Below are 8,824 nucleotides of genomic sequence, written 5' to 3'. Positions count from 1 at the left end.
GGGGTCGTCCGGGGGGGGGGGCCTTTGGGGGGGGGGGGGGGGGGGGGCCCGGGGGGGGGGGCCCGGGGGGGGGCCCCCCACCGCGGGTTCGTCGTTACGGGCGGCGCAGCGCGTCGGCCGCGCCCGCCCCGCCGAGCAGCGACTGGACGCCGTCCAGGTCGCTGCCGCTGGTCGGCTTGCCGCGGACCGCGGGGGTCTGCTGGCCGCCCTTGATCTCGGCCTCCAGCAGGAGCTTGCCGAGCAGCGCCGGGTCGGGCAGCTCCATCGGGTACTCACCGTCGAAGCAGGCCCGGCAGAGCCGGTCCTTCGGCTGCTTGGTGGCCTCGATCATGCCGTCGATCGAGATGTAGGAGAGCGAGTCCGCACCGAGCGTGCGGCCGATCTCCTCGATGGTCATGCCGTTGGCGATCAGCTCCGCACGGGTGGCGAAGTCGATGCCGAAGAAGCACGGCCACTTCACCGGCGGCGAGGAGATCCGGATGTGGACCTCGGCGGCGCCCGCCTCGCGGAGCATCTTCACCAGGGCGCGCTGGGTGTTGCCGCGGACGATCGAGTCGTCGACCACGACCAGGCGCTTGCCCGCGATGACCTCGCGCAGCGGGTTGAGCTTGAGCCGGATGCCGAGCTGGCGGATGGTCTGGCTGGGCTGGATGAAGGTGCGGCCCACGTAGGCGTTCTTCACCAGGCCGGAGCCGTACGGGATGCCGCTGGCCTCGGCGTAGCCGATGGCGGCCGGGGTGCCGGACTCGGGCGTCGCTATCACCAGGTCGGCCTCGACCGGGGCCTCCTTCGCCAGCCGGCGGCCCATCTCCACGCGGGAGAGGTGCACGTTGCGGCCGGCGATGGTGGTGTCCGGGCGGGCCAGGTAGACGTACTCGAAGACGCAGCCCTTGGGCTTGGCCTCGGCGAACCTGGAGGTGCGCATGCCGTTCTCGTCGATGGCGATGAGCTCGCCCGGCTCGACCTCGCGGATGAAGGAGGCGCCGCAGATGTCCAGCGCCGCCGTCTCGGAGGCGACCACCCAGCCGCGCTCCAGCCGGCCCAGCACCAGCGGGCGGATGCCCTGCGGGTCGCGGGCGGCGTAGAGCGTGTTCTCGTCCATGAAGACGAGCGAGAAGGCGCCCTTGACCTTGGGCAGGACGACCTTGGCCGTCTCCTCGATGGAGAGCTCGGGGTGGCCGGCGAGCAGCGCGGTCACCAGGTCGGTGTCATTGGTCGCGGCCGTCCGCCCGGAGCGGGAGACGTGCTCCTCGCCGGGGAGTTCGGCGACCATGGCCGCCAGTTCGGCGGTGTTCACCAGGTTTCCGTTGTGACCGAGGGCCAACGAGCCGTGCACGGTCGCCCGGAAGGTCGGCTGGGCGTTCTCCCAGACCGAGGAACCGGTGGTCGAGTAGCGGGCGTGTCCGACGGCGATATGCCCGTGCAACGACCCCAGGGAGGCCTCGTCGAAGACCTGGGAGACGAGTCCCATGTCCTTGAAGACGAGAATCTGGGAGCCGTTGCTCACTGCGATGCCCGCGGATTCCTGACCGCGGTGCTGCAGGGCGTAAAGGCCGAAGAACGTGAGCTTGGCGACCTCCTCGCCGGGAGCCCAGACACCGAAGACGCCGCAAGCGTCCTGGGGGCCTTTCTCGCCGGGAAGAAGATCGTGGTTGAGTCTTCCGTCACCACGTGGCACGCCTTCGAGTCTAGGCCAGACGGCCCGGCGTTCCGGCACCCGGGCGGCCGGATCTGAGCGGGTGTGCGCTGGTAACGCGCGTAGACAAAACCCCTTACCCGGGGCGGGGTTCGGCTCCGGACGGCGGCCGGCGAACGCGCCCGGCCTTGCGGTTCGCGCCCGTTGGCGCGTTCCGGGCGTGCCCGGCGCTTCGCCGCGCGTTCGTCCGCCGTTCTCCCAACGTGAGCCTGCTCACGACCGGGCGGCGGGCAGCAGCAGGCCCCAGCACCCCGGGTGGACCGTCCAGGTGCGGGCCCGGACCGGCCCGACCGGGTGGCCGTCCGCCTCGTAGCCGAAGCCGCGCCCGGCCACCGAGACGCTGGCCGCCCGGGCCCGGAGCAGGGCGCCGGGGGCGCGGACCACGATCTCCATCACGCCCTCGCCGGCCGCGTCGCCGGACGGCAGGGTCACCTGGACCACCCGGACCGGCCGGTGCACGTCGGCGAGCAGCCGGCCGTCCGCCTCGACCCGCAGCCGTGAGCTCGGCTCGCCGGGGCCGGGCTCGGCGGTCCCGGCCGCCGCGGTCCGGCCGACCCGTTCCGGGGTGAGTACGGTCCCCTGCTCGGCCGCAGCCAGTTTCGCCCATAGCGAACGCCAACCGCTCGGACGGCCCGCCGGGCGCCGTATCCCGCTCCCCGAGATCCGCACCCCGCCGAGCGCCACCCCGCCGCCGTCGTCGACCAGCAGGTCCAGCTTGCGCACCGCGCCGGCCAGCACCGCCCGCGCCGCCGCCACCGGGGCCGCCGGAACGCCGAGCCCGCGGGCGGCCGCCACCTCCTCCGGACGGCCGACCGGCACCAGGCCCACCGGGTCCGTCCCCAGCTCACGTTGGCGGTACAGCGCCTGGAGCACCCGCTGGAGCGCCAGGTCGGAACCGATCACGACCGGTCGCCTCCGACCGCGGTGCGAAAGCATCCGGTCGAGCTCGGAGGGCGTCTCCGGATAGGCCACCTTGACGTCCGTCCCGCCGGAGAGAACGTCCTTCGCGATCCGCACCGACTCGCCGTCGGACTGCCGGGCCGCCGGGTCGAGGAGCAGGAGGAGCGGCTCCGGGCCGCCGGTTGCAGGCGTGGACAGGGACGACACAACCGGTCCTTCCTCAGGTAATCTCTCGGTGCAAGAGCCCCTTGCGCTATTGCGCCAGGGGCTTCGTCTATCTCGGGGCAGACTGCGGCCTACGCAGGATGCCCCAACCGGAAGGGGTGTACGCCTGTGCCGGCACTCGTGCTCGTTGGCGCTCAGTGGGGAGACGAGGGCAAGGGGAAGGCGACCGACCTCCTCGGCGGCTCCGTCGACTACGTCGTCCGCTACCAGGGCGGCAACAACGCCGGTCACACGGTGGTCATCGGCGACCAGAAGTACGCGCTGCACCTGCTGCCTTCCGGCATCCTCAGCCCGAACGTGACGCCGGTGATCGGCAACGGGGTCGTCATCGACCCGGGCGTGCTGCTCTCCGAGCTCAACGGGCTGAACGAGCGCGGCATCGACACCTCCAAGCTGCTGATCTCGGGCAACGCCCACCTGATCACGCCGTACCACCGGACCCTGGACAAGGTCACCGAGCGCTTCCTCGGCAAGCGCCGGATCGGCACCACCGGCCGCGGCATCGGCCCGACCTACGCGGACAAGATCAACCGCGTCGGCATCCGGGTCCAGGACCTCTTCGACGAGTCGATCCTGCGCCAGAAGATCGAGGCGGCGCTGCACGACAAGAACCAGCTGCTGGTCAAGCTGTACAACCGCCGCGCCATCCCCGCCGACCTGGTGCTGGAGGAGTACCTGGGCTACGCGGACAAGATCAAGCCGTTCCTGGCCGACACCACCCTGGTCCTCGACGAGGCGCTGAAGGCCGGCAAGGTCGTCCTGCTGGAGGGCGGCCAGGGCACCCTGCTGGACGTCGACCACGGCACCTACCCGTTCGTCACCTCCAGCAACCCGACCTCGGGCGGCGCCTGCACCGGCTCCGGCATCGGCCCCACCAAGATCGACCGGGTCATCGGCATCCTGAAGGCCTACACCACCCGCGTCGGCTCCGGCCCGTTCCCGACCGAGCTGCTCGACGAGGACGGCGAGGCGCTGCGCCGCATCGGCGGCGAGCGCGGCGTCACCACCGGCCGTGACCGCCGCTGCGGCTGGTTCGACGCGGTGATCGCCCGCTACGCGACCCGGGTCAACGGCCTGACCGACTTCTTCCTCACCAAGCTCGACGTGCTCACCGGCTGGGAGCAGATCCCGGTCTGCGTGGCCTACGAGATCGACGGGCAGCGGGTCGAGGAGCTGCCGTACAACCAGTCCGACTTCCACCACGCCAAGCCGGTCTACGAGACGCTGCCGGGCTGGAGCGAGGACATCAGCGGGGCGAAGACCTTCGCCGAGCTGCCGAAGAACGCCCAGGCGTACGTGAAGGCGCTGGAGGAGATGTCGGGCGCCCCGATCTCCGCCATCGGCGTCGGCCCGGGCCGGACCGAGACGATCCAGATCAACTCGTTCCTGTAGGCCCTGCGGCCGTTCGACGAGGAGGCCCCGCGGGTTCGCCCGCGGGGCCTTTCCCTTGCCTTCCCGATTTTGCACTAATGCAGATATCCGTTGCCTCTAGTGCATTCCACGGCTACCGTCTCCGACCATGACCGCGAAGACCCCCTCCCCCGTCACCCTCACCGGCCGCCACGTCCGCCTGGAGCCGCTGGACCGCCGCCACCTGTCCGACCTGTGGGCCGCCGTCGGCCCGGACCCCGAGGTGTGGCGGTGGATCCCGTTCGCCGCGCCGGCGTCGGAGGAGGAGCTGGGGGAGATCCTCGACGTCCGGCTCGCCGAGGTGGCGGCCGGCAACGCCGTGAAGTTCGCGGTGATCGACCTCGCCTCCGGCCGGGCCGTCGGCATCACCGGCTACTACGCGTTCGGCGCCGAGGACGAACTCGTCGAGATCGGCGGCACCTGGTACGCCCGGTCCGTGTGGCGCACCGCCGTCAACACCGAGGCGAAGCTGCTGCTGCTCGGGCACGCGTTCGACGAGTTGGGCATGGGTCGGGTGTTCTGGAAGACCGACGCGCTCAACGACCGTTCGCGCAACGCGATCCTGCGGCTGGGCGCCCGGTTCGAGGGTGTCCACCGCCGGGACAAGCGGCGCGCCACCGGCGTCTGGCGGGACACGGCGTACTTCTCGATGCTGCGCGAGGAGTGGCCGCACGCGCGCCCGCGCCTGGTGCGGCGGCTCGCCGCCGGCTGACCGCTACCTGTCGTTACGGGGCGCCAAGTCCCGTTTGCCGGACCGCCGTTCCCGTGGCTGACGGGTCGCGATGATCTGCGCCACCACTCCGACGAAGACCACCGAGACCAGCAGTCCCGTCAGCAGCACCACGGCCATCAGCGATCGACCGCCGCCACGGCCGTGACCGCCCCGCCGCACACCCCGATGAGTTCCACACCCCAGTCATCGGCCAATGCGGCGGCGAGGTCAAGCCCCCGGTCACGAGTTCGATCCGCCTCCGGTCCTGCCGCGCCCGGATGCCGCCCGTGCCGCGGCCCGGCGGGGTCGGCCCCGCTCCCCGGTGAAAGCAACATCGACTGTCTCCAGTCCAGTTGAGGCGTGGACTCGGCCGCCGAAGCAGATCGGCCCCGTGCCGACGACGCTAGGGTTCCAGGGGTAACAGTTGCTACCGCAGCTGGTGCACTTCACCCCATCGAGCTACTCGGTGGACCCGGTGTCCACGGGGCGGCAGACTGCACCGAAGGCACCGACCGAGGAGAGACGCGCATGCCACCACGCCTGTCGCCCAGCGTGCGCCAGCAGCGGCTCGGCTCGGAACTGCGCAGGATGCGCGAGCACGCGGGCATGACGCCCAAGGCCATGGCGGCGGCCCTGGGCACGGACGTTCCCAAGATCTCCCAGATGGAGAACGGGAAGTCGGGCATCAGCGCCGACCGCCTCCGCTCCTGGGCCGCCGCCTGCCGGTGCGCCAACCTCCCGCTCATCGAGGCCCTCACCCTGATGACGCAGGACCGCGGCAAGCACTGGTGGCACCACTTCCGCGGCCGGGTCCCGGCCGGGATGCTCGACATCGCCGAGCTCGAACACCACGCGGAGTCGCTGCTCGTCCTGAACACGACCTCGATCCCGGGCCTGCTGCAGACCGGCCGCTACGCCGCCGCGATGTTCGCCCGGCTGCGTCCGCCGCTGCCGCGCCACGACGCCGACGTCCGCACCGCCTTCCGCACCGAGCGCCAGCAGGTGCTGTCCGCCGGGCGGCCGTTCACCGCGTTCATACACGAGGCCGCGCTGCGGATGCAGTTCGGCGGCCCCGCCGTCCTCCGGGAACAGCTGGCCAGCCTGCTCGACGACGCCGAGCGCCCCGGGGTCACCCTGCGCGCGATCCCCTTCGGCGTCGACACCTACCCGGGCTCGGGTGAGGACCTCTTCCTCGCCCACGGCCCGGTCCCCGAACTCGACACCGTGCAGATCGACCTCACCCAGGGGCCGCAGTTCATCGACTCGGAAGCGGACCTGGCCTCCTACCGCGCCATCGTCGGCGAGTCCGACTCGCTCGCCCTCGGCCCCGAGGAGTCCCACGACTTCATCCGGCACATCATGACGGACCTGAAAGGCGGGCCATCCCGATGACCGACTGGCAGAAGTCCTCGATGAGCGGCAACAGCAACCAGTGCGTCGAAGTACGAACCGCCGGCGGCCACATCGAGATCCGCGAGTCCGACACCCCCGACTCGATCATCACCACCACCCGCAGGACGTTCGCCCGGTGGATCGAACGCGTCAAGCGCGGCGAGTTCGACCACCCCACCCCCTGAAGGAGCCCCATGGACAGCTGGCAGAAGGCCGCCCCCGGCGGCGCGGGCGAGGACGCCCTGGAGATCCGCACCGTCGACGGCATGGTCGAGATCCGCGATCCCCGCAACGACGCCGTCATCGTCCGCACCACCCCCCGCAAATGGGCCGCCTTCGTCCTCGGCGTCAAGGCCGGCGAGTTCGACCACTTCGTCGCCGACTGACCTCGCCGACCGACCACCCCCTCGCCGCCCCTCGCCGCCCGCCGGGCGCGGCGAGGGGCGGGGGCGCCGCGGGAAAATGGGCGCGAGGGGGCGGGGCGGGCTTCGATAGGATTGGCAGGCCCACAGTGGAACGTCGCTCTGGCCGGCAGCCCGGGAGGCGGCGCCTGTGCCCGGTTCCCCTCGCCGCCCCAGACCCTGCGCCCGTCACGGCACTCCGGGACAGGGGTGCGTGCGGGAGAAATCGGAGCATCCGAGGATGGCTCGGCACCTGATCACCAGCGCCCTCCCCTACATCAACGGGATCAAGCACCTGGGCAACATGGTCGGGTCCATGCTGCCGGCGGACGTCTACTCGCGGTACCTGCGCCGGCGCGGGCACGAGGTGCTCTACATCTGCGCGACCGACGAGCACGGGACCCCGGCCGAGCTGGCCGCGCAGGAGGCCGGGCTGCCGGTGGCGGAGTTCTGCGCCCGGGCACACGAGCAGCAGAAGGCGGTGTACGACGGCTTCGAGCTGTCGTTCGACTACTTCGGCCGCAGCTCCTCGCCGCAGAACCGGGAGATCACCCAGGAGATCGCCCGCGAGCTGCACGCCAACGGGTTCATCGAGGAGCGGGCGATCCGCCAGGTGTACTCGAACGCGGACGGCCGCTTCCTGCCGGACCGCTACATCGTCGGCACCTGCCCGCACTGCGGCTACGACAAGGCGCGCGGCGACCAGTGCGAGAACTGCACCCGCGTCCTGGACCCGACGGACCTGCTGGAGCCGCGCTCGGCGATCAGCGGCAGCGCGGACCTGGAGGTGCGGGAGACCAAGCACCTGTTCCTGCTCCAGTCGAAGCTGACCGGTCAGGTGGAGGACTGGGTCGCCGCGCACGGCGACGAGTGGCCGGTGCTCGCCTCCTCGATCGCCCGCAAGTGGCTGACCGAGGGCCTCCAGGACCGCGCGATCACCCGTGACCTGGAGTGGGGCGTCCCGGTGCCGGCCGATGTGTGGCCGGAGCTGGCCGCCGCCGGCAAGGTCTTCTACGTCTGGTTCGACGCGCCCATCGAGTACATCGGCGCGACGAAGGAGTGGTCCGACGCCGCCCCGGCCGGCGAGGAGCGGGACTGGAAGTCCTGGTGGTACGAGGCCGACGAGAGCGTCCGCTACACCGAGTTCATGGCCAAGGACAACGTCCCGTTCCACACGGTGATGTTCCCGGCCACCATCCTCGGCTCGCGCCGGCCGTGGAAGAAGGTCGACTACGTCAAGGCCTTCAACTGGCTGACGTACTACGGCGGGAAGTTCTCCACCAGCCAGAAGCGCGGCATCTTCACGGACGTCGCCCTGGAGCTGCTGCCGGCCGACTACTGGCGCTACTTCCTGATGGCGCACGCGCCCGAGTCGGACGACTCCAGCTTCACCTGGGACCTCTTCGCCTCGGTGGTCAACAAGGACCTCGCCGACACCCTCGGCAACTTCGTCAACCGGGTGCTGTCGTTCAGCCGCAAGCGGTTCGGCGACGACGTGCCGGCCGGTCGGCCCGCCGGCGAGGCGGAGGAGCGGCTGGGCGCGCAGATCGCCGAGCTGCTGGCCGACTACGAGGCGCAGCTGGAGGCGCTCAACTTCCGCAAGGCGGCGCAGAGCCTGCGCACCCTGTGGAGCGCGGGCAACGCCTACCTGGACGAGAAGGCGCCCTGGCTCCAGGTGAAGACCGACCCGGAGGCGGCGGCGCTCACGCTGCGCACGGCGATGAACCTCATCCACCTGTACGCGGTGGCCTCCGAGCCGTTCATCCCGACGGCGGCGCGGGCGATGCGCGAGGCCTTCGCGCTGCCGGCCGACGCCCCGGCGCGCACCGCGACCTGGGTGGACGCCGACGCGGCGCGGGCGCTGGACGCGGTGCCGGCCGGGACGCCGTTCACGGTTCCGCCGGTGCTGTTCGCGAAGATCACCGACGAGGACCTGGCCGCCTGGACCGAGCGCTTCGGCGGCGGCGAGTAGGCAGGAACGGCGGTGGAGCGGGGGGGTTACCCCCCGGGGCGCCGCCCCGCCCACGGGTTTTTAGACCCGAGGGGGGTAAGCCCGGCCCCCCGGGGGGGGGGCCAGAGGCCGCCCCC

General features: G+C 71.6%; 8 protein-coding genes. 6 read left to right on the top strand and 2 right to left on the bottom strand.

Features of this window, described 5'->3' with window-relative positions; translation table 11 throughout:
- Positions 1-94: 94 nt before the first annotated feature.
- Positions 95-1,678: an amidophosphoribosyltransferase gene (gene purF, locus ACFU74_RS18760; protein ID WP_380757973.1), complete on the bottom strand. Its 1,584-nt coding sequence runs from the start codon at positions 1,676-1,678 to the stop codon at positions 95-97.
- Between the two features lie 231 nt (positions 1,679-1,909).
- A complete protein-coding gene (locus ACFU74_RS18755) occupies positions 1,910-2,803 on the bottom strand; it encodes a diacylglycerol kinase (RefSeq protein WP_380757971.1) in 894 nt (297 codons plus the stop codon).
- 126 nt (positions 2,804-2,929) lie between these two features.
- Here ACFU74_RS18755 and ACFU74_RS18750 point away from each other — a divergent pair, with 126 nt between their 5' ends.
- The 6 genes from ACFU74_RS18750 (at position 2,930) to metG (ending at position 8,708) form a co-directional block, all read left to right on the top strand.
- Entirely contained in the window at positions 2,930-4,213 is a 1,284-nt protein-coding gene (locus tag ACFU74_RS18750; RefSeq protein ID WP_380757970.1) for an adenylosuccinate synthase, read from the top strand.
- Between the two features lie 127 nt (positions 4,214-4,340).
- Positions 4,341-4,943 carry a GNAT family N-acetyltransferase gene (locus tag ACFU74_RS18745; protein ID WP_380757968.1) on the top strand — a complete coding sequence of 201 codons (603 nt, stop codon included), beginning with the start codon at positions 4,341-4,343 and terminating at the stop codon, positions 4,941-4,943.
- Between the two features lie 528 nt (positions 4,944-5,471).
- Positions 5,472-6,335, top strand: coding sequence for a helix-turn-helix domain-containing protein (locus tag ACFU74_RS18740; protein WP_380757966.1), 864 nt, complete (start codon positions 5,472-5,474; stop codon positions 6,333-6,335).
- Entirely contained in the window at positions 6,332-6,520 is a 189-nt protein-coding gene (locus ACFU74_RS18735) for a DUF397 domain-containing protein (protein ID WP_380757964.1), read from the top strand. The genes ACFU74_RS18740 and ACFU74_RS18735 overlap by 4 nt, the downstream gene beginning before the upstream one ends.
- Positions 6,521-6,529: 9 nt before the next feature.
- Positions 6,530-6,721 (top strand): DUF397 domain-containing protein, encoded by a 192-nt coding sequence (locus ACFU74_RS18730; protein WP_380757962.1) that lies wholly within the window; start codon positions 6,530-6,532, stop codon positions 6,719-6,721.
- A 256-nt stretch (positions 6,722-6,977) separates the two neighbouring features.
- Complete coding sequence (metG, locus tag ACFU74_RS18725; RefSeq protein WP_380757960.1) at positions 6,978-8,708, top strand: methionine--tRNA ligase; 1,731 nt, start codon at positions 6,978-6,980, stop codon at positions 8,706-8,708.
- Positions 8,709-8,824 lie beyond the last annotated feature (116 nt).

This window comes from Kitasatospora sp. NPDC057500, assembly GCF_042802195.1.
Lineage (GTDB): Bacteria > Actinomycetota > Actinomycetes > Streptomycetales > Streptomycetaceae > Kitasatospora.
Note: the sequence above shows the minus strand (reverse complement) of the source record. Positions and strands in the feature narration are given on the sequence as shown.

Coding starts and splice junctions, on each gene's coding strand:
- metG (WP_380757960.1), top strand. CDS start 6,978: ATGGCTCGGCACCTGATCACCAGCGCCCTCCCCTACATCAACGGGATC.
- ACFU74_RS18745 (WP_380757968.1), top strand. CDS start 4,341: ATGACCGCGAAGACCCCCTCCCCCGTCACCCTCACCGGCCGCCACGTC.
- ACFU74_RS18740 (WP_380757966.1), top strand. CDS start 5,472: ATGCCACCACGCCTGTCGCCCAGCGTGCGCCAGCAGCGGCTCGGCTCG.
- ACFU74_RS18735 (WP_380757964.1), top strand. CDS start 6,332: ATGACCGACTGGCAGAAGTCCTCGATGAGCGGCAACAGCAACCAGTGC.
- ACFU74_RS18730 (WP_380757962.1), top strand. CDS start 6,530: ATGGACAGCTGGCAGAAGGCCGCCCCCGGCGGCGCGGGCGAGGACGCC.